The following is a 23,131-nucleotide window of genomic DNA, read 5'->3' as shown; positions in this document are numbered from 1 at the left end:
CGGGCAATCGCCAGGTCATTCGTAGGGACCCGACAAAGATTCACCCGTGCCCGCTAACCTGCCGGACAGAGACCCCGGACACACGTCAGGGTTACTGTGCAGTCGGGGATCCCCCTGACATGGGGCGTCACAAGGGTTTTCGACTCCGAGTCGACTCAAATCACACTGCGTGTGGGCAAGGTCACCAACGGGGAAGGGTCGAAAGGCCGTGTGGGCTGTCCCTAAACTCAGCTTGTTTCAAGGAGGGAGCCATCGTGCGCAAGGTGCTCATCGCCAACCGTGGCGAAATCGCAGTCCGTGTTGCTCGGGCCTGCCGGGATGCCGGGATCGGGAGCGTAGCCGTCTACGCCGATCCGGACCGGGACGCTCTGCACGTCCGAGCGGCCGACGAAGCTTTCGCGTTGGGCGGTGACACCCCGGCCGCCAGCTACCTGGACATCGGCAAGATCCTGCAGGCCGCAGCCGATTCCGGTGCGGACGCCATCCACCCCGGATACGGCTTCCTCTCCGAGAACGCCGACTTCGCGCAGGCCGTCCTCGACGCGGGCCTGATCTGGATCGGCCCGCCCCCGCAGGCCATCCGCGACCTCGGTGACAAGGTCGCCGCCCGTCACATCGCGCTGCGCGCCGGCGCGCCGCTCGTGGCCGGCACGCCCGACCCGGTCTCCGGTTCGGACGAGGTCCTGGCCTTCGCCCAGGAGCACGGCCTGCCCATCGCGATCAAGGCCGCCTTCGGTGGCGGTGGACGCGGACTCAAGGTCGCCCGGAACCTCGAAGAGATTCCCGAGCTCTACGACTCCGCCGTCCGCGAGGCCGTCGCCGCCTTCGGCCGCGGCGAGTGCTTCGTCGAGCAGTACCTCGACAAGCCCCGCCACGTCGAGACCCAGTGCCTGGCCGACAGCCACGGCAACGTCGTCGTCGTCTCCACCCGCGACTGCTCCCTCCAGCGCCGCCACCAGAAGCTGGTCGAGGAGGCCCCGGCGCCGTTCCTGACCGAGGAGCAGAACGCCGAGCTGTACGCCGCCTCCAAGGCGATCCTGAAGGAAGCCGGCTACGTCGGCGCGGGCACCGTCGAGTTCCTCGTCTCCGCCGACGGCCTGATCTCCTTCCTCGAGGTCAACACCCGCCTGCAGGTCGAGCACCCGGTCACCGAAGAGGTCACCGGCCTCGACCTGGTCCGCGAGATGTTCCGCATCGCGGACGGCGAGGAGCTGGGCTACGGGGACCCGGTCCTGCGCGGCCACTCCTTCGAGTTCCGCATCAACGGCGAGGACCCGGGCCGCGGCTTCCTGCCCGCCCCCGGCACCGTCACCAAGTTCGCCCCGCCCACCGGTCCGGGCGTCCGCCTGGACGCGGGCGTCGAGAGCGGCTCGGTCATCGGCCCCGCCTGGGACTCGCTGCTCGCCAAGCTCATCGTCACCGGCGCCACCCGCGAGCAGGCGCTGCAGCGCGCCGCCCGCGCGCTGGCCGAGTTCGAGGTCGAGGGCATGGCCACCGCCATCCCCTTCCACCGCGCGGTCGTCGCCGACCCGGCCTTCACCTCGGATCCCTTCACGATCCACACCCGCTGGATCGAGACCGAGTTCGTCAACACGATCCCGGCGTTCGTGGTTCCGGCCGCCGAGGACACCGATGACGAGCCCGGCCGCGAGACCGTGGTCGTCGAGGTCGGCGGCAAGCGCCTCGAGGTCTCCCTGCCGTCCTCGCTCGGCATGACCCTGGCCCGCACCGCCGCGGCCGGCGGAGCCAAGCCCAAGCGCCGCGCCGCCAAGAAGTCCGGCCCCGCCGCCTCCGGCGACACCCTGGCCTCCCCCATGCAGGGGACCATCGTCAAGGTGGCCGTCGAAGAGGGCCAGCAGGTCAACGAGGGCGACCTCGTCGTCGTCCTGGAGGCCATGAAGATGGAGCAGCCCCTCAACGCGCACCGCTCCGGAACCATCGTGGGCCTGAACGCCGAGGTCGGCGCCTCCCTCACCTCCGGCGCCACCATCTGCGAGATCAAGGACTGATCCCGCACCGCCGCCGAACGCCGCAGGCCCCCAGGACCCGTTCGGGTCCTGGGGGCCTGCGGCGTTGTGTCCCGGAGAACTGGATCACCAGGTCCACCCGGGTGGCATCGATGATCCTGCGGACCTGCTGAGAGAGGGCTATGCACTCACCCTCAGGGACTCGGCCCTGGCCGAATGGTGTGCGGTCGTGCCGGACCCCGACGGAGTGGCCCGAGGAATCTGGGAGGACCTCCGGGAGGCGTGACGCCCACCGGGAACCACTCGATTCCCATGAATGACCGAAGCCCCGCCCGGCAGTGCCTGGCGGGGCTTCGGCATTGCTCCACGGCGACGGTGGAGCGACGGCTCGGGGCTGGTACACGACGGTTCACCGCCGCCGCATGTCCGCCACCCTTGCGCGCTCCCGCTCGCCCGGCTGGGGGTCCGGGATCATGCCCGCGCTGCGGAGCTGGGCCGTGGGGCCGCCTCGGCGTTGGACCGGGAGGGGGGATTCGCGGCGGGGGCGGCGGCCTGCCATGCCGTCGCCCGTCGCGCCGGGGGACGCGGTCGCGCCGGCCACCGTGATCTGGACCCCCTGGTCCGCCAGTGCCTGGAGCTCCGTGCCCGCGCGGTCGTCGTGCGGCGGTGGCTCGTCCGTGACCAGGCGGGTCATCACGTCGGTCGGCACCGTCTGGAACATGGTGTCCGTGCCGAGCTTCGTGTGGTCGGCCAGGACCACGACCTCCGCCGCCGCCTGGACCAGGGCGCGGTCCACGCTCGCGGAGAGCATGTTGGACGTGGACAGGCCGCGCTCCGCGGTCAGGCCGCTCCCGGAGAGGAAGGCGCGGGAGACGCGCAGGCCCTGGAGGGACTGTTCGGCTCCGCTGCCGACGAGGGCGTAGTTGGACCCGCGCAGGGTTCCGCCGGTCATCACCACCTCCACCCGGTTCGCATGGGCCAGCGCCTGGGCGACCAGGAGGGAGTTGGTCACGACGGTCAGACCGGGCACCCGGGCGAGCCGGCGGGCCAGCTCCTGGGTCGTGGTGCCCGCGCCGACGACGATGGCCTCGCCCTCTTCCACGAGGGAGGCCGCGACATCGGCGATGGCGGTCTTCTCCGCCGTCGCGAGATGGGACTTTTGCGGAAAGCCGGATTCTCGCGTGAAACCGCCCGGCAGTACCGCACCGCCGTGCCGGCGGTCGAGGAGTCCTTCTGCCTCCAGTGCCCGCACGTCCCGCCGTACGGTCACTTCGGAGGTCTGGACGACGCGGGCGAGCTCCCGGAGCGATACCGCTCCGTTGGCCCGCACCATTTCGAGGATCAATTGGCGACGTTCTGCAGCGAACACGAAACTGACAGTAACCCCAACGACCGTCTGCTTTCAGCTCTTTGCGCCGGAATTCCGAAGTTGTCCATACGGTGGGGCAACTAGTGGTATACGCGGCCGGCCCGCCGCGCACCTGCTCCGCGACGGGCCGTCAGTTCGAGCCAAAACCCTTGCACACAAGGGGTGTTACCGGGATCTATGCCTCTCCGGCGGCCTTCCGCGTGTGCAGCTGGCGCGCCACTTCCGCGATCGAACCGGACAGCGAGGGGTACACGGTGAACGCGTTTGCGATCTGCTCGACCGTCAGGTTGTTGTCCACGGCGATCGAAATGGGGTGGATCAGCTCGCTCGCACGCGGCGAGACGACCACGCCGCCGACGACGATGCCGGTTCCCGGGCGGCAGAACATCTTCACGAAGCCGTCGCGGATGCCCTGCATCTTGGCGCGCGGGTTGCGCAGCAGCGGAAGCTTCACGACCCGGGCGTCGATCTTGCCGGAGTCCACGTCGGCCTGGGTGTAGCCGACGGTGGCGATCTCGGGGTCGGTGAAGACGTTCGAGGAGACCGTCTTGAGGTTCAGCGGGGCCACCGCGTCGCCGAGGAAGTGGTACATCGCGATGCGGCCCTGCATGGCGGCCACGGAGGCCAGCGCGAAGATGCCGGTCACGTCGCCGGCCGCGTACACGCCGGGCGAGGAGGTGCGCGAGACCTTGTCGGTCCAGATGTGCCCGGACTCCTTGAGCTTGACCCCGGACTCCTCCAGGTTCATGTTGCCCGTGTTCGGGATCGCGCCGACCGCCATCAGGCAGTGCGTGCCGGTGATGACCCGGCCGTCGGAGAGGGTGACCTCCACGCGGTCGCCGACGCGCTTGGCGGACTCGGCGCGCGAGCGGCCGATGACGTTCATGCCGCGGCGGCGGAAGACGTCCTCCAGGACGGCGGCGGCGTCCGGGTCCTCGCCGGGCAGCACGCGGTCGCGGGAGGACACCAGGGTCACCCGGGAGCCGAGGGCCTGGTAGGCGCCGGCGAACTCGGCGCCGGTCACACCGGAGCCGACCACGATGAGCTCCTCGGGGAGCTCGTCGAGGTCGTAGACCTGGGTCCAGTTCAGGATCCGCTCGCCGTCGGGCATCGCGTCCGGGATCTCGCGGGGGTGGCCGCCGGTCGCGATGAGCACGGCGTCGGCCGTCAGGATCGTCTCGGTGCCGTCGGCCGCGGTGACGATGACGTCGCGCGTGCCGTCGATGCCTTGCGGGCCGCCGAGCTTGCCGCGGCCCCTCACGACGCGGGCGCCGGCCCGGGTGACGGAGGCGGTGATGTCGTGCGACTGGGCGAGCGCGAGGCGCTTGACGCGCCGGTTCACCTTGCCGAGGTCCACGCCGACGACGCGCGCGGCCTGTTCCAGCGGCGGGGTGTCGTCGGCGACGACGATGCCGAGCTCCTCGTACGACGAGTCGAAGGTCGTCATGACCTCGGCGGTCGCGATGAGAGTCTTGGAGGGCACGCAGTCGGTGAGGACCGACGCTCCGCCCAGACCGTCGCAGTCCACGACGGTCACCTCCGCGCCGAGCTGGGCCCCCACGAGGGCCGCCTCATACCCGCCTGGTCCGCCGCCGATGATCACGATCCGGGTCACGAAAACTCCGCCTCACGTCTACCCGGCCGGCTGCCGCCCCGGCCGGGGCTTCCGGGGGGTCTCCCCGGGGGATGCATTCCGTGCCCCATTGTCCCGCACGCATCAAGGTGCTTCACGCCCGGTCCGCCATACGGGCAGGGCCGGGACAAGCCCAGGCCAGGGCCCTGCCGGGGTCCGGGCGGCCGCCGGGCGGGGTCCGGGCGGCCGCCGGGCACGATCCCCCGCGGGGTCCGGGCGCGATCCCCGCGGCGTACGGCCCCGGCCGCCGCGGGGTCCGGGCACCCGGGCGGGCACGCAACGGAGGCCACCCCTCCCGTACTCTCGACCCCATGTCGCTCTACGCCGCGTACGCCGGCAACCTCGACCCGCGGCTGATGACGCGCCGCGCTCCGCATTCGCCGCTGCGCGGCACGGGCTGGATCAACGACTGGCGCCTGACGTTCGGCGGCGAGCAGATGGGCTGGGAGGGCGCGCTGGCGACGATCGTCGAAGCGCCGCGCCACCAGGTCTTCGTGGCGCTGTACGACATCGCGCCGCTGGACGAGGACTCGATGGACCGGTGGGAGGGTGTCGGGCTCGACATCTACCGCCGCATGCGGGTGCGCGTGCACACCCTGGACGGCGAGGAAGCGGCCTGGGTGTACGTCCTGAACGGCTACGAGGGCGGCCTGCCCTCGGCGCGCTACCTGGGCGAACTCGCCGACGCCGCCGAATCCGCGGGCGCACCCCACGACTACGTGATGGAGCTCCGCAAGCGCCCGTGCTAGGCGGGCTCCGGGCAGGGCTCCGGGCAGGCGCCGCACGCGGCCCCGTAACCGGTCGGGACGATTCGGCGGAAACGACAAGACAACGATCCGAACACCGTGAGCTGCGCCATCTACGCGCGTAGGCCAAGACCGGCTACGCTCTTCCGCGTGAACGCATCTGTTACCGACCCCTTCGCCGCCGCCGACGCCGCAGCCGCCCGTCTGCGCGAGCTGACCGGCGCCGAAACCCACGACGTCGCCCTCGTGATGGGCTCCGGCTGGGCCCCCGCCGCAGAGGCGCTCGGTGCGCCCGAGGCCGAGTTCCCGGTCACCGACCTGCCCGGCTTCCCGCCGCCCGCCGTCGAGGGCCACGGCGGCAAGATCCGCTCGTACAAGATCGGCGACAAGCGCGCGCTGCTCTTCCTCGGCCGGACCCACTATTACGAGGGCCGCGGCGTCGCCGCCGTCGCCCACGGCGTCCGTACCGCCGTCGCCGCCGGCTGCAAGACCGTCGTCCTGACCAACGGCTGCGGTGGCCTGCGCGAGGGCATGAAGCCCGGTCAGCCCGTGCTGATCAGCGACCACCTCAACCTCACGGCCACCTCGCCGATCGTCGGCGCGAACTTCGTGGACCTGACCGACCTGTACTCGCCGCGCCTGCGCGCGATGTGCAAGGAGATCGACGAGACCCTCGAAGAGGGCGTCTACGTCCAGTTCCCCGGCCCGCACTACGAGACCCCGGCCGAGATCAACATGATCCGCGTCATGGGCGCCGACCTGGTCGGTATGTCCACCGTGCTGGAGGCCATCGCCGCCCGTGAGGCCGGCGCCGAGGTCCTCGGGATCTCCCTGGTCACCAACCTGGCGGCGGGCATCTCCGGCGAGCCGCTGAACCACGAAGAGGTGCTCCAGGCCGGCCGCGACTCGGCCGCGCGCATGGGCACGCTGCTGACCCGGGTCCTCGCCCGGATCTGACCGAGCGACCCGACCGACGACGAGAGGTAGTGCAGGACGTGCAGGACGCGCAGGACGATCTGATCGCACGGGCCCAGGCCTGGCTGGCCGAGGACCCTGACCCGCAGACGGCGGCCGAGCTCGCCGGGCTGATCGAAGCCGGTGACACCGCCGAGCTCGCGGACCGCTTCTCCGGCATGCTCCAGTTCGGCACCGCCGGGCTCCGCGGCGAGCTGGGCGCGGGCCCGATGCGGATGAACCGCAATGTGGTCATCCGGGCCGCGGCGGGCCTCGCGGCCTACCTCAAGGCCCAGGGCCACGAAGGCGGCCTGGTCGTCGTCGGCTACGACGCGCGCTACAAGTCGGCCGACTTCGCCCGCGACACCGCCGCCGTGATGACCGGCGCCGGGCTGCGGGCGGCCGTCCTGCCGCGTCCGCTGCCGACCCCCGTCCTCGCGTACGCCATAAGGCACCTGGGCGCCGTCGCCGGCGTCGAGGTGACCGCGAGCCACAACCCGCCCCGGGACAACGGCTACAAGGTCTACCTCGGCGACGGTTCGCAGATCGTCTCCCCGGCCGACGCCGAGATCGCGGCTCAGATCGACGCGATCGCCGCGCTGGCCGACGTACCGCGCCCGGAGAGCGGCTGGCAGGACCTCGGCGACGAGGTCCTGGAGGCCTACCTGGCGCGCACGGACGCCGTGCTGACCCCGGGCTCCCCCCGGGGCGTGCGGACCGTCTACACGGCCATGCACGGCGTCGGCAAGGACGTGGTCATGGCCGCGTTCGCCCGCGCCGGCTTCCCGGCCCCGGTCCTGGTGGCCGAGCAGGCGGAGCCGGACCCGGCCTTCCCGACCGTGGCGTTCCCCAACCCGGAGGAGCCGGGCGCGATGGACCTGTCCTTCGCGACGGCCGCCCGCGTGAATCCGGACATCGTCATCGCGAACGACCCGGACGCCGACCGCTGCGCGGTGGCCGTCCCGGACGACTCCTCCGCCTCCGGCTGGCGGATGCTGCGCGGCGACGAGGTCGGCGCGCTGCTCGGCGCCCACCTGGTCAGCAAGGGTGCACGGGGCGTCTTCGCCGAGTCGATCGTCTCGTCCTCCCTCCTGGGACGGATCGCGAACGCGGCGGGCCTGGGCTACGAGGAGACCCTGACGGGTTTCAAGTGGATCTCCCGGGTCGAGGGCCTGCGCTACGGGTACGAGGAGGCGCTCGGCTACTGCGTGGACCCCGAGGGCGTCCGCGACAAGGACGGCGTCACGGCCGCCCTGCTCGTGGCCGAGCTGGCCTCGGTGCTCAAGGAGCAGGGCCGGACCCTGACCGACCTGCTCGACGACCTGGCGATGGCGCACGGACTGCACGCCACCGACCAGCTGTCGGTCCGCGTCGAGGACCTGTCGGTCATCGCCTCGGCGATGGCGGCGCTGCGCGCCCAGCCCCCGCTCTCGCTGGCGGGCCTGCGGGTCGTCTCGGCGGAGGACCTGAACCAGGGCACGGCGACGCTCCCGCCCACGGACGGGCTGCGCTACTACCTGGAGGGCGAGTACAAGGCCCGGGTGATCGTCCGCCCGTCGGGCACGGAGCCCAAGCTGAAGTGCTACCTGGAGGTCGTGGTCCCGGTGGCGGAGGCCTGCGACCTGGCCACGGCCCGCGTGCGCGGACAGGAAGTCCTCGACGCGATCAAGAAGGACCTCGCGGCGGCGGCGGGCATCTGATCCTTCTCGCACCGCTCGCGCGGTGCGGCCCCGGGGGGCCGCACCGGCTTCTCACCGCTGCGCCGGACTCCGTCCGCCGACCCCCCGGTCAGCACGCCGGCCCCCTTGACCGGGGCCGGTCGCCGTTTCCGGGCCCGTCAGGCGCCGTACGGGTTGAACGGCGGCTCCGGGGCGGTGGCCGCCCGTACGGCCCGGGTCCGGCGGCGGTACTCCTCGGTCGGTACGCCGCCGACGCCCCAGCTCTCCAGGTCGACCTCCTCGATGACGACGAAGGTGGTGGCGGGGTCCTTGTCGAGGACGTCGACCAGCAGGCCGGTGACCCCGGCGATGATCTCGGCCTTCTGAGCGGCGGTGGCACCCTCGCGGGTGATCTTCACATTGACGTACGGCACGGTCTGCGACCTCTCTGGATACGGGGACTGCGCGATGCGCGATGCGCGGATCGGGGATCGGGGATCGGGGATCGGGGATCGGGGTGCGAGTCGTTCAGGAGCGGCCGGTGACGTGGCCGCCGTCCACGCGCAGGACGTGGCCCGTGACGAACTCCGCCTCCGCGAGGTAGAGGACCGCCTGCGAGATCTCCGCGACCTCGCCGACCCTGTTCAGCAGCGCGAGGCCCCCGTACGCGTCGACGTCCGCGCCCTCGTGCAGTGGCGTGCGGATGATGCCGGGCGCGACGAGGTTGACCCGGATGCCCTCGGCCGCGAGTTCGGCGGCCAGGCTGATCGTCAGCCCGTGCACACCGGCCTTGCTCACCACCGGCGCCGAGGCCGGGAAGCCCGCCAGGCCGTGGTCCACCAGGACGGTGCCGATGTTGACGACGGCGCCGCCGCGGCCCTGGGCGCGCACCGCCCGTACGAAGGCCTGGGTGGTGAGGTAGGTGCCCTTGAGGTTGTGGGTCAGGAAGCCGTCCAGCTCCTCTTCGGTGACCTCGGTGAAGGGCTTGGAGGCGAAGGTCCCCGCATTGTTCACGAGGACGTCCGCGCTCCCGAAGCGGTCGAGGGCGGCGCGTACGAGTGCCTCGCCGGTGCCCGGGTCGGCGATGTCGCCCGCGACCCAGGCGGTCCGCTCCGGCCGGCCGAGGACGGCCGCGGCCTTGGCGAGACGGTCCGCGTCGCGGCCGTTGAGGACGACGTTGCCGCCCCGCTCCAGGAAGGCGCGGGCGATGTCCAGCCCCATCCCGCTGGAGGAGCCCGTGACGAGGGCGGTGCGGGCGGCGGCGGTCGTGGTGTCGGACATGGTTCGGTGCCTTTCGTATCCGACCGGTTCACCGGTCGGCTGCTCTCGCTGACACCTGAAAGCTACGACCCGTCAACTCATCACACCACGACCGATGTTGAAGCATGTGATAATCCAGCGTTATGGATGTGGACCTGCGTGACCTGGAGCTCCTGGAAGCGATGGCCGAGTCCGGCTCGCTGACCGCCGCCGCCTCGCGGCTCTACGTGAGCCAGCCCGCCCTCAGTCAGCGGCTGACCCGGCTGGAGGAGCGACTGGGCATGCTGCTCTTCGAACGCACGGGCCGTCGGCTGGTGCCCAATCCGGCCGGCCGCAGGATGCTCGTCGCCGCGCACCAGGTCCTCGGCGAGCTGAAGTCGGCCACCCGCGACCTGCGGGACATCCGTGACGGCCGGGACCGCCGGGTGCGCTTCACCGCACAGTGCAGCACCACCTTCCCGTGGCTGCCGCCCGTATTGCGCGCCTTCCGCGAGCGGGAGCCGGACGCCGAGGTGCGGATCGTCACGGTCGCCGACGACGCGCCGATCCCGGCACTCCTCGCCGACCTCGTCGACGTCGCCCTCGTCACCAAGCCTGACCCGCAGATGGACCGGGTGGAGCTGACCGAGCTGTTCGAGGACGAGATGGTGGCCGTGGTGCCCGCCGGACACCCCTGGGCGTCCCGCGCGCACGTGACGGCCCGCGACTTCTCGGGCGTGGACCTGGTCCTCTACGACGTCTACGACCAGAGCCGCATCCCCTCGGTCCCGCTGCCGATCCCCCCGGGTGCCCGGCCCGCCCGGATCACCACCATGCCCCTGGTGACCGACCTGGTCATCGAGATGGCGGCGGGTGGGCAGGGTGTGGCGATCCTGCCGAACTGGGTGGCCGCGCCGTACGCGTCCTCGCACGGCCTCGCACTGGTCCGCATCGGGGCGAAGCCGCTGACCCGCACCTGGTACTGCGCCACGCGCCCCGGCCCGCGCCCGCCCCGGCTGGCCGCCTTCGTGGAGGAGCTGACGACCCGGCTCACGCGCCGGCCCCAGGCCGCCTGAAGCCGGACGGGGCCCGAGCGGGGCGGTGCGGGCGGGCGCGAGCCGGTGCGGATCAGCCCACCGCACCGGCGCTTCGGCGTCCGCTAGGTCGTGTCCGACGGTCCGGGCGAAGGCGCGCCCGTGGTGGCCGACGGACTGCTCCCCGGCCGGACCACGTCGCCCAGCGTCGGCACCGCCTCCGGCCGGGCGCGGACCGCGTCGCTGCACGACCACGACCTCGGCGGATCCGCATCCGGTCCGCCCAGCACCACCGGTCCCGGACCCGCCGACACCGCTTCGCTCTCCGAGAGCGTGCACACGATCTGCGACAGGGCCACCAGCGGCAGGTCCTCCGGCTTGCGGCTGAGCCGCACCGTCCCCGCCGGATCGCCCGGCCGCGGCGACGCCGTCGTCAGCCCGGCCGGGACCCCGGTCGTGAAGCCGGCGTCCCGCTCCTCCGCGGACGGCTCGCGCTGGAGCGCCTCCAGCAGCGCCTGGCTGACCAGTACCACCGCGTCCCGGGAGGTCCTCTTCTCCGGAACCGGCACCACCCGCTCGACCCCGACCAGCTGGGACCCGCAGACCAGCTCCACCGTGGCCCTGATGCCCTGCACCGTGCTCGCGCCGCCCGAAGGCCTGGCCGGGGTGTCGCAGGACACCCGCGAGGGAGCCGGGCCCACGTCCACCGGGACGGTGCTGGCCTGGATGCCGCATCCGCAGAGCACGAGCCCCGTCAGAGCGGTCCCGCACAGCAGGGCCGCCACCGTACGACTGCCGCTTTCACGGCCGTCGCCACTGTCACGGCCGTTGCCACTGCCCCGACCGCCGCTGCCGCTACGCCTCGTCTTCATCGGCGATCACCTTCCCCACGTCCATGGGCAGCCGCAGGGTGAAGAGCGCGCCGCCCTCCGCCCTGTTCGCGGCCGTGATGTCGCCGCCGTGGATGTGCGCGTTCTCCATCGCGATCGACAGGCCCAGCCCGCTGCCGTCCGACTTCGGCCGGGACGCGCTCGCCTTGTAGAAGCGGTCGAACACGTGCGGCAGCACGGCCTCCGGGATGCCCGGCCCGTTGTCCCGCACCGCGATGACCAGCCACTCCCCCTCCACCAGCACGGAGACCCGTACCGGCGAACCGCCGTGCTTGAGCGCGTTTCCGATCAGGTTGGCCAGGATCACGTCGAGGCGCCTGGGGTCCAGGCGCGCCACGATCCCGCGCTCCGCGTCGAGTTCGACCGCGTCCAGCCAGGCCCGCGCGTCGATGCAGGCCGTCACCTGGTCGGCGACGTCCACGTCGTCGAGCACCAGCCGGGCCGTCCCCGCGTCGAAGCGGGTGACCTCCATCAGGTTCTCCACCAGGTCGTTGAGGCGCCGGGTCTCGCTCACGACCAGCGCCACCGCCGGTGCGATCATCGGATCGAGGTCGTCGACCTCCTCCTCCAGCACCTCGGCGACCGCCGTCAGCGCCGTCAGCGGCGTGCGCAGCTCGTGGGACATGTCCGCGACGAACCGTCGGCTGGACTCCTCCCGCGCGCTCATGTCGGCGACCTTCTTCTCCAGCGCCTCCGCCGTCTTGTTGAAGGTGTGCGACAGATCGGCGAGTTCGTCGGTGCCCGACACCTCCAGGCGGTGGTCGAGCTCTCCCTCGCCGAGCCGCCGGGCCGCCTCGCCCAGCCGCTGCACGGGCTTGAGCACGGTCCGGGCCGCGGCCTGCGCGAGCAGCGCGGAGCCGAGCAGCGCGAGGCCCGTGGCGATGGTCAGCGACCAGGCCAGGGCGTTGAGGTCGTCGCGTTCCTGGGCGAGGGACTTGTACATGTAACCGGTCGGCCCGCCGCCCACGATCCGGGTGCCGCCGACCAGGTACGGATTGCCGTTCGGCTTCGTCCGCTGCCAGTACATGTGGTACTCGGCGTCGTTGACCGCCGTCGTCTTCTGCCGGTCGTTGACCGCGTGTTGGAGCGACTTGGGGACGTCGGCCATCCGGAAGGCGTCGGGACCGGCCGCGCCGGTCACCGTGGTGTGGTCCTTGCGCTCGTGGACCAGGAGCACGCTGTAGCCGGGGCTGCTGCCCGCCATCATCTCGGCGGTGCGCTGCAGCTCCTCCTGCGTCGGATCGATGGGCAGCGCGGCGGCCCGGTTCTGCATCTCCTGGCGGAAGTCGCCGAGGACGGCGTCCTGGGTCCGGTCCAGTACGGCCTGGCGGTTGAGCCAGTACGCGATCCCGGAGGCGGAGACGGCCGTCGTGAGCGCGACCAGGGCGAACACGATGAGGAGCCTCAGACGCAGGCTGGTCCAGCGCCGGCCCGCGAAGAGGGCTTTGATCACTGAGGGGAGTCCAGTCTGTAGCCGACGCCCCGCACCGTACGGATCAGGGTGGGCGAGGAGGGAACTTCCTCGACCTTGGCGCGCAGCCGCTGCACGCATGCGTCGACGAGACGCGAATCGCCCAGGTAGTCGTGTTCCCAGACCAGCCGCAGCAGTTGCTGCCGCGACAGGGCCTGGCCGGGGCGGCGGCTGAGTTCCAGCAGCAGCCTCAGCTCGGTCGGAGTGAGCTGGAGGTCCTCGCCGTTCTTGGTGACCGTCATGGCGTTGCGGTCGATGACCAACGAGCCGAAGACGGCGGAGTCGGTGGCCTCGCGCTCGCCGCGGCGCAGCACGGCGCGGATGCGGGCGTCGAGGACCCGCCCCTGGACGGGCTTGACGACGTAGTCGTCGGCTCCCGACTCCAGGCCGACGACCACGTCGATGTCGTCGTTTCGCGCGGTCAGCAGGATGATCGGCAACTGGTCGGTACGACGGATGCGCCGGCACACCTCGAAGCCGTCGATGCCGGGCAGCATGACGTCCAGGACGATCAGGTCCGGACGCTGCTCGCGCAGCAGCTTGAGGCCGTCTTCTCCCGTCGCCGCGGTGGCCACACGGTGGCCCTGGCGTGACAGGGAGAGTTCGAGGGCCGTGCGGATGGCGTCGTCGTCCTCGATGAGCAACAGGAAAGGCACGGGCTCATTCTGTCCCATCGTCCCTCGGGAGTTCGACCGTCCGGCCCCTCGGATCCTGCGGGGGTCCCTGTGACAGGCCTGTGACAGTCGAAGGACACCCCGGTTATGTCCGGCGGGCAGTCTTCTAGCAACGAACCAGACAGACTCCACGACGGGGGGCGCGAGATGAGCACGCTGCACGCCACCACCACCAGCGCGGTTGTCACGCGGCTGCACGATGTGAACCGCAGGACGGCCGTCCGCACGGCGACGACGCCCACCCGGCGGCCGTCGCACGTGGTCGCCATCGACGCGAAGACCTACGAGCGCCCCTCCGTCCCGGTCCAGCACACGCCGAGCTCCTCCTCCAACGAGGCCGAGTTCACGGCGTACGTCCAGGAGCGGCGGGCCGCCCTGTACGCGACGGCCTTCCACCTGACGGGCGACCGCTACGAGGCCGAGGACCTGCTGCAGACCGCGCTGTTCTCCACGTACCGCGCCTGGGACCGCATCAGCGACAAGGCGGCCGTCGGCGGCTACCTGCGGCGCACCATGACCAACCTGCACATCAGCGCCTGGCGCCGGCGCAAGCTCAACGAGTACCCGACCGAGGAGCTCCCGGAGACGGCCTCGGACACGGACGCGATGGGCGGTACGGAGCTGCGTGCGGTGCTGTGGCAGGCGCTCACCCGCATCCCGGAGCCGCAGCGCACGATGCTGGTGCTCCGGTACTACGAGGGCCGCACGGACCCGGAGATCGCGGAGATCCTGGGCATCAGCGTCGGCACGGTGAAGTCCAGCATCTGGCGCTCGCTGCGACGGATGCGCGAGGACGAGGCCCTGAACTTCGGCGTCGACGAGGCGGAGTCCTTCGAGAAGCTCGTCGCGTAGTCCCGCTCCGGGGCACGCACCGTGCGCGTGACGCGCGCACCACACAGTCCAAGGGGCCAGGGGGCCCGTCCTACGGGGGTGGGACGGGGGTCACGGGGGCAAAAGGCGGGATCAAGCGGATGGGGGTCCGCTGGTCCCGCCTTTTGGCGTGCCCGGGGTCCGGCCGCGCGGGCGCCGGTCGCGCTGCTTGGAGGCCGTGCGGCTACGCGGGCGCCGCGGCGCGGTGGCGGCCAGCCGCGGCGGCGGCCAGCCGGCCGAGGGCCTCGTCGCGGCCGCAGGCGTGCGCGCCCAGCAAGGTGTGGCGGGCCACGATGCCCCGCTCGGCCCGCATCAGCCGCCATCCCCTGCGCAGCAGGAAGAGGACGGATTTGCGGCCCTCGCGCAGGTCCCTCGCGAGGCGCCGGCGGAAGGTCGTGGAGGGACGGCCCCGCAGGCAGATCGCGTCCGCCAGCAGGCCCAGCTCCTGGCACCGGTCCACGACGTCCGCCGCGAAGATCCCCTCGGCTATGAACAGCGGCGTCCGGGAGATGTCCAGCGCCTCCGTCCCGGTCCGGGAGGAGGTCGCGATGTCGTAGACGGGAACCTCCGTGCGCCCGGCGGCGCACAGCTCCGCGATCGCGGCCACGGCCGCCTCCGCGTCCCAGGACAGCGGGGAGTCCCAGTCGATGTCGGCGCTGCCGTCGACCAGCGGGAGGGTGGGGTCGTCACCCTCCTTGTAGAAGTCGTCCAGGCGCAGCACGGGCAGCCCGGAACGGGCCGCCAGCGAGGACTTGCCGGACCCCGAGGGTCCGGTCAGAAGGACGACACGCGTAGGCAAAGGAGAGGAACAGCTCACGGAACACAAGTGTGAACTATTACCTCGCGCAGGGGACCTACCCAAAGGCCCGTTGGTATCCAGGATCACACCTCCACTACGCTGCGTGCGCACGCGACTACGAGACCGTACGAGCCCACAGGCGGGAATCCATGGCACGTCACGCAGCCCCCAAAGCCCCTCAGACCAAGGCGCTGCGCACCGCAGGCCTGACCCTTTCGATGGCCGGCGCGGCCCTGGCGATGGCCGCCGGCGGCGCCCAGGCGGGGGAGCTCTCCGTCCCCGCGGCCCTGGCCGGGGTGGCCGATCCGATCTCGAATCTCAAGGTGAACCCGCTGGCCAACACCGGTGTGGACCCGTTGGACAACGGGGTGGCCACGCAGGTCGCGGACTTCCCGTCGGTGGGTACGAGCATGCTGACGGGCAGCCTGACGCGCGGCTCGTCGATCGGCGAGCTTCCCACCGCGGCCGCGTCCTCGCTGCTGGGCCCGCTGCTGCCGGGCGCGGTCAAGTAGGGCGTCCGGAGCCTCGTAGGGCATGAAGAGGCCCCGGCAGCGCGGGGGACGCTGCCGGGGCCGGTCTTCGGGGGCGGTTCTGTACGGGACCCGGAGGTCTAGTACGAGGATCCGCCCGCGCCCAGCGACCCCGTGGGGTGCCAGACGGTCTTGGTCTCCAGGAAGGCCGTCATGCGGGCCGTACCCGGGTCCGCGCTCCAGTCGTCCACAGGCTGTGGACGCAGAACGCGCTTGAGGTTGTCCGCCGCCGCGATCTCCAGCTCCTTGGCGAGCGCGGAGTCGGCGCCCGCCAGGTCGATCGCGTTGACGTCCTGGTGGGACGCCAGGTGCGGGCCGATCTCGGCGGCCTTGCCGGACAGGATGTTGACCACTCCGCCGGGCAGGTCGGAGGTGGCCAGCACCTCGCCGAGGGAGAGCGCCGGGAGCGGCGCCTTCTCGGAGGCGATGACGACGACCGTGTTGCCGGTGGCGATCACCGGGGCGATCACGGAGATCAGCCCGAGGAAGGAGGACTCCTGCGGGGCGACGACCGTGACGACGCCGGTCGGCTCGGGGGTCGAGAGGTTGAAGAACGGGCCCGCGACCGGATTGGCCCCGCCCACGATCTGGCCGATCTTGTCGGTCCAGCCCGCGTACCAGACCCAGCGGTCGACGGCCGCGTCCACGACCGCCGCGGCCTTGGACTTCGACAGCCCCTCGGCCTCGCCGACCTCGCGGACGAACTGCTCCCGGCGGCCCTCCAGCATCTCGGCGACGCGGTAAAGGATCTGGCCGCGGTTGTACGCGGTCGCGCCCGACCAGCCGCCGAAGGCCTTGCGTGCGGCGACGACGGCGTCACGGCCGTCCTTGCGGGAGGACAGGGGGGCGTTGGCCAGCCACTTGCCCTTAGGGTCCGTCACCTCGTACACCCGGCCGCTCTCGGAGCGGGGGAACTTGCCCCCGACGTACAGCTTGTAGGTCTTGAAGACACTCAGTCGCTGCTCGAACTTCTCAGACATAGAGGTAGCCCTCCAGGCCGTGACGGCCGCCTTCGCGCCCGAAGCCCGACTCCTTGTAGCCGCCGAAGGGCGAAGTCGGGTCGAACTTGTTGAACGTGTTGGCCCACACCACACCCGCGCGGAGCTTGTTCGCGACCGCGAGGATGCGCGAGCCCTTCTCCGTCCAGATGCCGGCGGACAGGCCGTACTGGCTGTTGTTGGCCTTGGCGACGGCCTCGTCGGGCGTACGGAAGCTCAGCACGGACAGCACCGGGCCGAAGATCTCGTCGCGGGCGACGGTGTGCGCCTGGGTGACGTTCGTGAAGAGCGTCGGGGCGAACCAGTAGCCGGCGGAGGGCAGTTCGCACGCCGGGGACCAGCGCTCGGCGCCCTCGGCCTCGCCGGTCTCCACGAGCGCGGTGATCCGGGCGAGCTGCGCCGCGGAGTTGATCGCGCCGATGTCGGTGTTCTTGTCGAGCGGGTCGCCCAGGCGCAGCGTGGACAGGCGGCGCTTGAGCGAGTCGAGCAGCTCGTCCTGGATCGACTCCTGGACCAGCAGGCGCGAGCCCGCGCAGCAGACCTGGCCCTGGTTGAAGAAGATGCCGGTGACGATGCCCTCGACGGCCTGGTCGATGGGGGCGTCGTCGAAGACGATGTTGGCGCCCTTGCCGCCCAGCTCCAGGGTGACCTTCTTGTCCGTGCCGGCGACCTGGCGCGCGATGGCCTTGCCGACGGCGGTGGAGCCGGTGAAGGCGACCTTGTTCACGTCCGGGTGCTCGACGAGGGCCGCGCCCGCGTCTCCGTAACCGGTGAGGATGTTGACGACGCCCTTGGGCAGGCCCGCCTGGCGGCAGATGTCCGCGAAGAACAGCGCCGACAGGGGCGTGGTCTCGGCGGGCTTGAGCACGACCGTGTTGCCGGTGGCGAGCGCCGGGGCGATCTTCCACGCGAGCATCAGCAGCGGGAAGTTCCACGGGATGACCTGGCCGGCCACGCCGAGGGGACGCGGGTTGGCCCCGTAGCCCGCGTGGTCGAGCTTGTCGGCCCAGCCCGCGTAGTAGAAGAAGTGCGCGGCGACGAGCGGCAGGTCCGCGTCGCGGGTCTCCCGGATCGGCTTGCCGTTGTCGAGGGTCTCCAGGACGGCCAGCTCGCGGCTGCGCTCCTGGATGATCCGCGCGATGCGGAAGAGGTACTTGGCGCGCTCGGAACCGGGCAGCGCCGACCACTTCTCGAAGGCCTTGCGGGCGGCCTTGACGGCGCGGTCCACATCGGCGGCGCCGGCCTGCGCGACCTCGGCGAGGACCTCCTCGGAGGAGGGGGAGACGGTCTTGAAGACCTTGCCGTCCGCCGCGTCGGTGAACTCGCCGTCGATGAAGAGCCCGTAGGAGGGGGCGATGTCGACGACCGAGCGCGATTCGGGGGCCGGTGCGTACTCGAAGAGGGATGCCATGGTGATCAGTCCACCGTCACGTAGTCGGGACCGGAGTAACGGCCGGTGCTCAGCTTCTGGCGCTGCATCAGCAGGTCGTTGAGCAGGCTGGACGCTCCGAAGCGGAACCAGTGGTTGCTCAGCCAGTCCTCGCCGACGGTCTCGTTGACCAGGACCAGGAACTTGAGTGCGTCCTTGGTGGTCCGGATGCCGCCGGCCGGCTTCACGCCGATCTGGATGCCGGTCTGCGCCTTGAAGTCGCGGACGGCTTCGAGCATGAGCAGCGTGTTCGCGGGCGTCGCGTTGACGCCGACCTTGCCGGTGGACGTCTTGATGAAGTCGGCCCCGGCCATCATGCCGATCCAGGAGGCGCGGCGGATGTTGTCGTACGTGGACAGCTCGCCGGTCTCGAAGATCACCTTGAGGCGGGCCGCGCTGCCGTCGGGGCGGACGCAGGCCTCCTTGACCGAGCGGATCAGCTCGTAGGTGTCGAGGTAGTGGCCGGCGAGGAAGGCGCCACGGTCGATGACCATGTCGATCTCGTCGGCACCGGCGGCCACGGCGTCGGCCGTGTCGGCGAGCTTGACGGGCAGGGCGGCGCGACCGGCCGGGAAGGCGGTGGCCACGGAGGCGACCTTGACGTCGGCGCCGTTCAGGGCGGCCTTCGCGGTGGCCACCATGTCGGGGTACACGCAGACGGCGGCCGTCGTGGGCGTGGTGCGGTCGGTCGGATCGGGGTGCACGGCCTTGGCGGAGAGCGCCCGGACCTTGCCCGGGGTATCCGCGCCTTCCAGCGTCGTCAGGTCGATCATCGAAATGGCCAGGTCGATGGCATAGGCCTTGGCCGTCGTCTTGATCGAGCGGGTGCCGAGGGAGGCCGCGCGGGCCTCCAGGCCGACAGCGTCGACGCCGGGCAGCCCGTGCAGGAAGCGGCGCAGCGCACTGTCGGACGTCGTCACGTCAGCGAATGCGGTGAGGGTGGTGGGCATGGTCACCACATGAGCATATCTACGCGCGTAGCGGCCTGTCACCCCCTCCCCCCGGAATCGTCCGAAACTCCCCCCGCGCTCCCCCCGCTTTCGCACACGGGTTCGCCGTGACAGTTTGGTGACAGGAAGCAGATGATCCACACGCACAGGATCCGTAAATTTCTCTTCAGCAGCCCGCCACACCTGACCCGGTGCAACACACGCCGAACAGACTCAACGAGGCATGCGACTCTCCTCCGTCTTCCTCACCATGCTTCAAGGAGTCGTTATGCGTTCCGCCCTCGCCCTCCGCACCGCCATCGTCACCGCCGCCGTCGCGGGGACCCTGCTCGCACCGGCCGCCACCTCCGCGTTCGCGGCCGCGCCGCAGACCGCGCTGTCGGCGGCGGCCGCCTCGGACAACAGCCGGTACGAGGGCGAGCCGGTCTACATAGGCGAGGGCCTGGTCGCGGTGCTGCGCAACAAGGCCGAGGGCCCGGAGGCCTGGATCCGCTTCGTGGGCACGGACTGGAAGCCGGGCGACACCTACATGGTCCGCGTCATGGACAAGCTCGACCGCACCCACACCAGCGGTTTGCTCAGCGGGCTGGAGCTCAAGCTCACCAAGGCGGACACGGCGGCCCCCGTCCTCACGGTCACCAAGGCCGGTGTCACCAAGTCCTACCCGCTGCCGAAGGGCGAGGCCACCACGCCCGCGTCCTGCGTCTCCGCGGTCAAGACGGTGCGGCTCGGCGAGTACAAGTCCGCGGACCTGACGATGTCCCCGCAGGGCCCGAAGGCCTTCGTGCGCAACCTGGAAGGCGACCCCGCGCCGCAGACCCTGGACCGCACCCACCCCAACGGTCCGAACCCGGACGCCCTGCGCATCGAGAACCCGAGCGGCGCCAAGCCGGTGCTCCGGTGGAAGTACCAGGTCGGCGACTCCAAGGCCCTCAGCGCCGACTTCCCCGCGCTCCCCAAGGGCTGCACCCCCGAGTACCCGGTCAAGAACGACCCCACCCCGGCCGAGACCTGCGTCTCCGAATCCCGGACGCAGTCGATCGGCGCCGGCCTGAGCGCCGAGCTCACGATGTCCACCAGCGGCCCGAAGGCCGTCGTCCGGAGCGCCGGCAACGACACCGTGGTGTGGCGCACCCTCACCCGCACCTCCTCCGCGCTCCCCGCCTCGGACGGCATGCACCTGCGCATCGTCAACGCGAGCGGCGCCCAGCCCGTGCTCGAGTGGAAGACCCAGGGCGGCGACACCCCGGTCAGCCGGACCGCCTTCCCCGCCCTGCCCAAGGGCTGCACCGCCGAGTACCCGGTCAAGGACGACGCGGCCGCGCCCGCGCCGAAGCCCTCCACCACCTCGAACACCACCACGCAGACCACGGGCCAGACCTCCGTGGTTCCGCAGGGCGCGGTCGCGGCGGGCGCCGAGATCCCGGTCGCGACGGTCGCGGACACCGACAACACCACCACCCTGGCGGCGGGCGCCGGCCTCCTCGCGATCTTCGCCGCGCTCGGCGCGGGCGCCCTGCGCCGTCGCCGCAGCAACGTCTGACGCAGCGGACGCCCAGCGGAAACGTCTTCCCCCCCCTCGGCGGGCCACCCTCGTGGTGGCCCGCCGGTCCCCGTTCAGGAGTTCCCCATGTCCCGCGCCATCCTCCGCGCCGCCCTGCTGCTCGCCCCGGTCGCCCTCGCCGCCCTCACCGGCTGCGGCGGCGCCGCCCCCGCGGCCACGCCTCCGGCGCATGTCGTCGCGACCTCCGCCGCACCCGCCACCGCCTCGGGCCCGGCCCCCGCCGCGTCCGCCGCGCCGATGGCCGCCTCGAAGCCCGTACGGGTCCGCGTGCCCGCGGCGGGGGTCGACACCTCCCCGGTGCTCGAGCTCGGGCTGGCCGCCGACGGGACCGTTGAGGTTCCCTCGGTGGCGGACGGGGACAAGATCGGCTGGTACACCAAGGGCGTCACCCCGGGCGAGACCGGTCCCGCCGTGCTGATCGGCCACTTCGACACCGCCCGCGGCCCGGCCGTGCTCAAGGACGTCGCGAAGGTCAGGATCGGCGACGAGATCACGGTCACCCGGGCGGACGGCAGCACCGCCGTCTTCCGGGTGCGCGAGCTGGAGCAGGTGGACAAGAAGTCCTTCCCCACCGCGAAGGTCTACGGGGACACCGCGCGCCCCGAACTGCGCCTGATCACCTGCGGCGGCGAAATCACCGCAGGTCACCGCCCCGACAACATCATCCTGTACGCCGATCTCGCAGGCTGATTCGCACCGGGGGCGCGGTGAGGCAGAATCGGGCGCATGAGCAGCGAGCAGCCCACTGACGAACCGGTGTACGACGACCGGGTCTACCGCTCCCCCATGGCGACCGTCACCGGAGTGGCGATGCTCGCCCTGCTCGCGTGGCTCTGCGGGGACACCGTGGTGCGGGGCAGCGGGAACGCCCCCTGGATCGCCGTCGCCGTCGCGCTGTGCCTGGCGCCGCTCGTCGTGGCCTTCACCATCCGCCCGGCCGTCTTCGCCAACGCGGACCGGATGCGCGTGCGCAACCCGTTCCGGACCGTCGAACTGCCCTGGGGCGCCGTGGACACCGTGCGCGCCCGGTTCTCGGCCGAGGTGGTGGCCGAGGGGTCGAAGTACCAGCTGTGGTCCATCCCCGTCTCCCTGCGCGAGCGCAAGCGGGTGAACCGCATCCAGAACGGCCGGCCCAGCCGGCTCGGCGGGATCATGGGCCGGAGCATGACCGCTCCCGGCGAGGGCACCCCGCAGCCGGGCGACGCCGCGCCCCGAGCCACCGCCGACAAGGCCGTGGACGAGCTGCGCGAGATGCACGAGCGCGGAGCCTCGCGGGCCGGCGCCCAGGGCGGCGTCAAGGTCGCCTGGTCCTACGAGATCCTCGTGCCGTCGGTGATCGGCGCGCTGCTCCTGATCGTGTTGCTCGCCACGGGCTGACCGGCCGTTTTCCCGGAACCGCGGGGACCGGACGGTGCGTCTCCACTGGCGTGCACCGTCTCAAGGGCAGCGGCAATGCCGCCATCCACCTGCGGATCCGGCTTCTCTCCTGGGTCCTGCTGGCCGTTCACCTCTTCATGGTCGGCTGGCTGATGCTGCGGCCCCTGAACATCCCCTGGGCCGCCGCGGCCAATCTGACCCCGCTGGAGGGGATCCGGGCGGACCTCGCCTACGGGCCCCTGGAGGCGGCCCGCCGGATCGGCGGGGGGCTGGCGCTGCTGGCCCCGCTCGGGGTGCTGCTGCCGCTGGCCGGCGGGCGGGTGGGGCTGTCGCCGCTGGCCGCCTGGTCCTCACTGGCCCGGACCGCCGCGGCGGGCGCCCTGGTCTCGGTCGGGGTCGCGATGCTCCAGACCGCCGTTCCGGGGCAGGTGGTCGACGTGGATTCGGTGCTGCTGAACACCCTCGGCGTGATGATGGCGCACCTGGCCGTCGTACCGGTGCTGCGGGCCAGGCTGCGGCGTTCCCCGAAGGCCGCTGCGGGGTCCGCGGTGAAGGCCGCTGCGGAGGCCGCCCCGGTGGGCGGGGTCCGGGTGGTCCCCCAGATGGGCTCTCAGGGGGCGACCCCGAGAATTACCAGGGTCGGGCTCGGCCGCTGGAGCGACGTTCTCTCCGCGGTTCCTCGGGAGTATTGAGACATCGAGGGAAAGCCTCCCGAGAAGACGACGAACGACCGAGGAGAGACCATGAGCGCCCTTGCCCGCCCCCGTGACGGACGATGGATCGGCGGAGTCTGTGCCGGTCTCGCGCGCCGATTCGGAATATCCGCGAACACGATGCGTCTCATCTTCGTGGTGTCGTGCCTGCTCCCCGGCCCGCAGTTCCTGATCTACCTGGCACTGTGGGTGCTCCTGCCGAACGACAAGACGGCCTCCGCCGGAACCGCCGGCTGGTAGTTCCCGGGCCGCCCGGTCCGCGGGCG

Annotated in this window: 23 protein-coding genes; 12 read left to right on the top strand and 11 right to left on the bottom strand. The window is 71.7% G+C overall.

The window, feature by feature from the left end:
• The first annotated feature begins 254 nt into the window (after window positions 1-254).
• On the top strand, window positions 255-2,009 hold the full coding sequence (locus AC3IYJ_RS24515) for an acetyl/propionyl/methylcrotonyl-CoA carboxylase subunit alpha (RefSeq protein WP_489396897.1): 1,755 nt from the start codon (window positions 255-257) through the stop codon (window positions 2,007-2,009).
• Between the two features lie 367 nt (window positions 2,010-2,376).
• On the opposite strand, the gene AC3IYJ_RS24510 is transcribed toward AC3IYJ_RS24515, so the two are convergent.
• Together AC3IYJ_RS24510 and AC3IYJ_RS24505 are read right to left on the bottom strand one after the other, a co-directional pair.
• The gene (locus tag AC3IYJ_RS24510) at window positions 2,377-3,336 is read right to left on the bottom strand and encodes a DeoR/GlpR family DNA-binding transcription regulator (protein WP_489396896.1); all 960 of its coding nucleotides are present in this window, start codon (window positions 3,334-3,336) and stop codon (window positions 2,377-2,379) included.
• Window positions 3,337-3,511: 175 nt separating this feature from the next.
• Complete coding sequence (locus AC3IYJ_RS24505; RefSeq protein ID WP_489396895.1) at window positions 3,512-4,951, bottom strand: NAD(P)H-quinone dehydrogenase; 1,440 nt, start codon at window positions 4,949-4,951, stop codon at window positions 3,512-3,514.
• A 329-nt stretch (window positions 4,952-5,280) separates the two neighbouring features.
• On the opposite strand from AC3IYJ_RS24505, the gene AC3IYJ_RS24500 reads away from it, so the two are divergent.
• The 3 genes from AC3IYJ_RS24500 (at window position 5,281) to AC3IYJ_RS24490 (ending at window position 8,369) form a co-directional block, all read left to right on the top strand.
• Window positions 5,281-5,718 (top strand): gamma-glutamylcyclotransferase family protein, encoded by a 438-nt coding sequence (locus AC3IYJ_RS24500; RefSeq protein ID WP_215148387.1) that lies wholly within the window; start codon window positions 5,281-5,283, stop codon window positions 5,716-5,718.
• Window positions 5,719-5,865: 147 nt separating this feature from the next.
• Window positions 5,866-6,672: a purine-nucleoside phosphorylase gene (locus tag AC3IYJ_RS24495; RefSeq protein ID WP_489396894.1), complete on the top strand. Its 807-nt coding sequence runs from the start codon at window positions 5,866-5,868 to the stop codon at window positions 6,670-6,672.
• 38 nt (window positions 6,673-6,710) lie between these two features.
• Window positions 6,711-8,369 carry a phospho-sugar mutase gene (locus tag AC3IYJ_RS24490; protein ID WP_489402910.1) on the top strand — a complete coding sequence of 553 codons (1,659 nt, stop codon included), beginning with the start codon at window positions 6,711-6,713 and terminating at the stop codon, window positions 8,367-8,369.
• 137 nt (window positions 8,370-8,506) lie between these two features.
• On the opposite strand, the gene AC3IYJ_RS24485 is transcribed toward AC3IYJ_RS24490, so the two are convergent.
• Together AC3IYJ_RS24485 and AC3IYJ_RS24480 are read right to left on the bottom strand one after the other, a co-directional pair.
• Complete coding sequence (locus tag AC3IYJ_RS24485; protein WP_489396893.1) at window positions 8,507-8,761, bottom strand: tautomerase family protein; 255 nt, start codon at window positions 8,759-8,761, stop codon at window positions 8,507-8,509.
• 94 nt (window positions 8,762-8,855) lie between these two features.
• Complete coding sequence (locus tag AC3IYJ_RS24480) at window positions 8,856-9,608, bottom strand: SDR family NAD(P)-dependent oxidoreductase (RefSeq protein ID WP_489396892.1); 753 nt, start codon at window positions 9,606-9,608, stop codon at window positions 8,856-8,858.
• Window positions 9,609-9,730: 122 nt separating this feature from the next.
• Here AC3IYJ_RS24480 and AC3IYJ_RS24475 point away from each other — a divergent pair, with 122 nt between their 5' ends.
• Window positions 9,731-10,642: a LysR family transcriptional regulator gene (locus AC3IYJ_RS24475; protein WP_489396891.1), complete on the top strand. Its 912-nt coding sequence runs from the start codon at window positions 9,731-9,733 to the stop codon at window positions 10,640-10,642.
• Between the two features lie 83 nt (window positions 10,643-10,725).
• Here AC3IYJ_RS24475 and AC3IYJ_RS24470 read toward each other — a convergent pair whose 3' ends face one another.
• The 3 genes from AC3IYJ_RS24470 to afsQ1 are packed head-to-tail and all read right to left on the bottom strand — an operon-like array spanning window position 10,726 to window position 13,617.
• On the bottom strand, window positions 10,726-11,472 hold the full coding sequence (locus tag AC3IYJ_RS24470; RefSeq protein ID WP_489396890.1) for a GerMN domain-containing protein: 747 nt from the start codon (window positions 11,470-11,472) through the stop codon (window positions 10,726-10,728).
• Window positions 11,456-13,042: an ATP-binding protein gene (locus AC3IYJ_RS24465; RefSeq protein ID WP_489396889.1), complete on the bottom strand. Its 1,587-nt coding sequence runs from the start codon at window positions 13,040-13,042 to the stop codon at window positions 11,456-11,458. The genes AC3IYJ_RS24470 and AC3IYJ_RS24465 overlap by 17 nt, the downstream gene beginning before the upstream one ends.
• Complete coding sequence (afsQ1, locus tag AC3IYJ_RS24460) at window positions 12,940-13,617, bottom strand: two-component system response regulator AfsQ1 (protein WP_243333801.1); 678 nt, start codon at window positions 13,615-13,617, stop codon at window positions 12,940-12,942. Before afsQ1 ends, AC3IYJ_RS24465 begins: the two co-directional genes overlap by 103 nt.
• A 165-nt stretch (window positions 13,618-13,782) precedes the next feature.
• Between afsQ1 and AC3IYJ_RS24455 the strand changes: the two genes are divergently transcribed.
• Window positions 13,783-14,487, top strand: coding sequence for a SigE family RNA polymerase sigma factor (locus AC3IYJ_RS24455; protein WP_489396888.1), 705 nt, complete (start codon window positions 13,783-13,785; stop codon window positions 14,485-14,487).
• A 202-nt stretch (window positions 14,488-14,689) separates the two neighbouring features.
• Here the strand turns inward: AC3IYJ_RS24455 and AC3IYJ_RS24450 are convergent, their stop codons facing one another.
• A complete protein-coding gene (locus AC3IYJ_RS24450; protein ID WP_489402909.1) occupies window positions 14,690-15,388 on the bottom strand; it encodes a uridine kinase family protein in 699 nt (232 codons plus the stop codon).
• Window positions 15,389-15,453: 65 nt separating this feature from the next.
• Here AC3IYJ_RS24450 and AC3IYJ_RS24445 point away from each other — a divergent pair, with 65 nt between their 5' ends.
• Window positions 15,454-15,816: a hypothetical protein gene (locus AC3IYJ_RS24445; protein ID WP_489396887.1), complete on the top strand. Its 363-nt coding sequence runs from the start codon at window positions 15,454-15,456 to the stop codon at window positions 15,814-15,816.
• Between the two features lie 98 nt (window positions 15,817-15,914).
• On the opposite strand, the gene AC3IYJ_RS24440 is transcribed toward AC3IYJ_RS24445, so the two are convergent.
• Genes AC3IYJ_RS24440 through deoC form a run of 3 tightly spaced genes read right to left on the bottom strand, consistent with a single transcriptional unit; the run spans window position 15,915 to window position 19,211 of the window.
• Window positions 15,915-16,814, bottom strand: a complete 900-nt coding sequence (locus AC3IYJ_RS24440; RefSeq protein ID WP_489396886.1) for an aldehyde dehydrogenase family protein — start codon at window positions 16,812-16,814, stop codon at window positions 15,915-15,917.
• Entirely contained in the window at window positions 16,807-18,243 is a 1,437-nt protein-coding gene (locus AC3IYJ_RS24435) for an aldehyde dehydrogenase family protein (RefSeq protein WP_489396885.1), read from the bottom strand. Before AC3IYJ_RS24435 ends, AC3IYJ_RS24440 begins: the two co-directional genes overlap by 8 nt.
• Before the next feature lie 5 nt (window positions 18,244-18,248).
• The gene (gene deoC, locus AC3IYJ_RS24430; RefSeq protein WP_489402908.1) at window positions 18,249-19,211 is read right to left on the bottom strand and encodes a deoxyribose-phosphate aldolase; all 963 of its coding nucleotides are present in this window, start codon (window positions 19,209-19,211) and stop codon (window positions 18,249-18,251) included.
• A gap of 268 nt (window positions 19,212-19,479) precedes the next feature.
• Between deoC and AC3IYJ_RS24425 the strand changes: the two genes are divergently transcribed.
• The 5 genes from AC3IYJ_RS24425 to AC3IYJ_RS24405 all read left to right on the top strand — a co-directional run bounded on the left by AC3IYJ_RS24425 (window position 19,480) and on the right by AC3IYJ_RS24405 (window position 23,105).
• Window positions 19,480-20,754, top strand: coding sequence for a hypothetical protein (locus tag AC3IYJ_RS24425; RefSeq protein ID WP_489396884.1), 1,275 nt, complete (start codon window positions 19,480-19,482; stop codon window positions 20,752-20,754).
• An 87-nt stretch (window positions 20,755-20,841) separates the two neighbouring features.
• Window positions 20,842-21,465, top strand: coding sequence for a class F sortase (locus AC3IYJ_RS24420; RefSeq protein ID WP_489396883.1), 624 nt, complete (start codon window positions 20,842-20,844; stop codon window positions 21,463-21,465).
• A 36-nt stretch (window positions 21,466-21,501) separates the two neighbouring features.
• Window positions 21,502-22,152, top strand: a complete 651-nt coding sequence (locus AC3IYJ_RS24415; protein ID WP_489396882.1) for a PH domain-containing protein — start codon at window positions 21,502-21,504, stop codon at window positions 22,150-22,152.
• 50 nt (window positions 22,153-22,202) lie between these two features.
• On the top strand, window positions 22,203-22,844 hold the full coding sequence (locus AC3IYJ_RS24410; RefSeq protein WP_489396881.1) for a VanZ family protein: 642 nt from the start codon (window positions 22,203-22,205) through the stop codon (window positions 22,842-22,844).
• A gap of 51 nt (window positions 22,845-22,895) precedes the next feature.
• Window positions 22,896-23,105 carry a PspC domain-containing protein gene (locus AC3IYJ_RS24405; RefSeq protein WP_489396880.1) on the top strand — a complete coding sequence of 70 codons (210 nt, stop codon included), beginning with the start codon at window positions 22,896-22,898 and terminating at the stop codon, window positions 23,103-23,105.
• Window positions 23,106-23,131: the final 26 nt, after the last annotated feature.

The sequence above is a fragment of the Streptomyces sp. GL_140 genome (assembly GCF_057834465.1).
The sequence above is the reverse complement of the archived record's forward strand: the minus strand, read 5'-3'. Positions and strand labels throughout refer to the sequence as shown.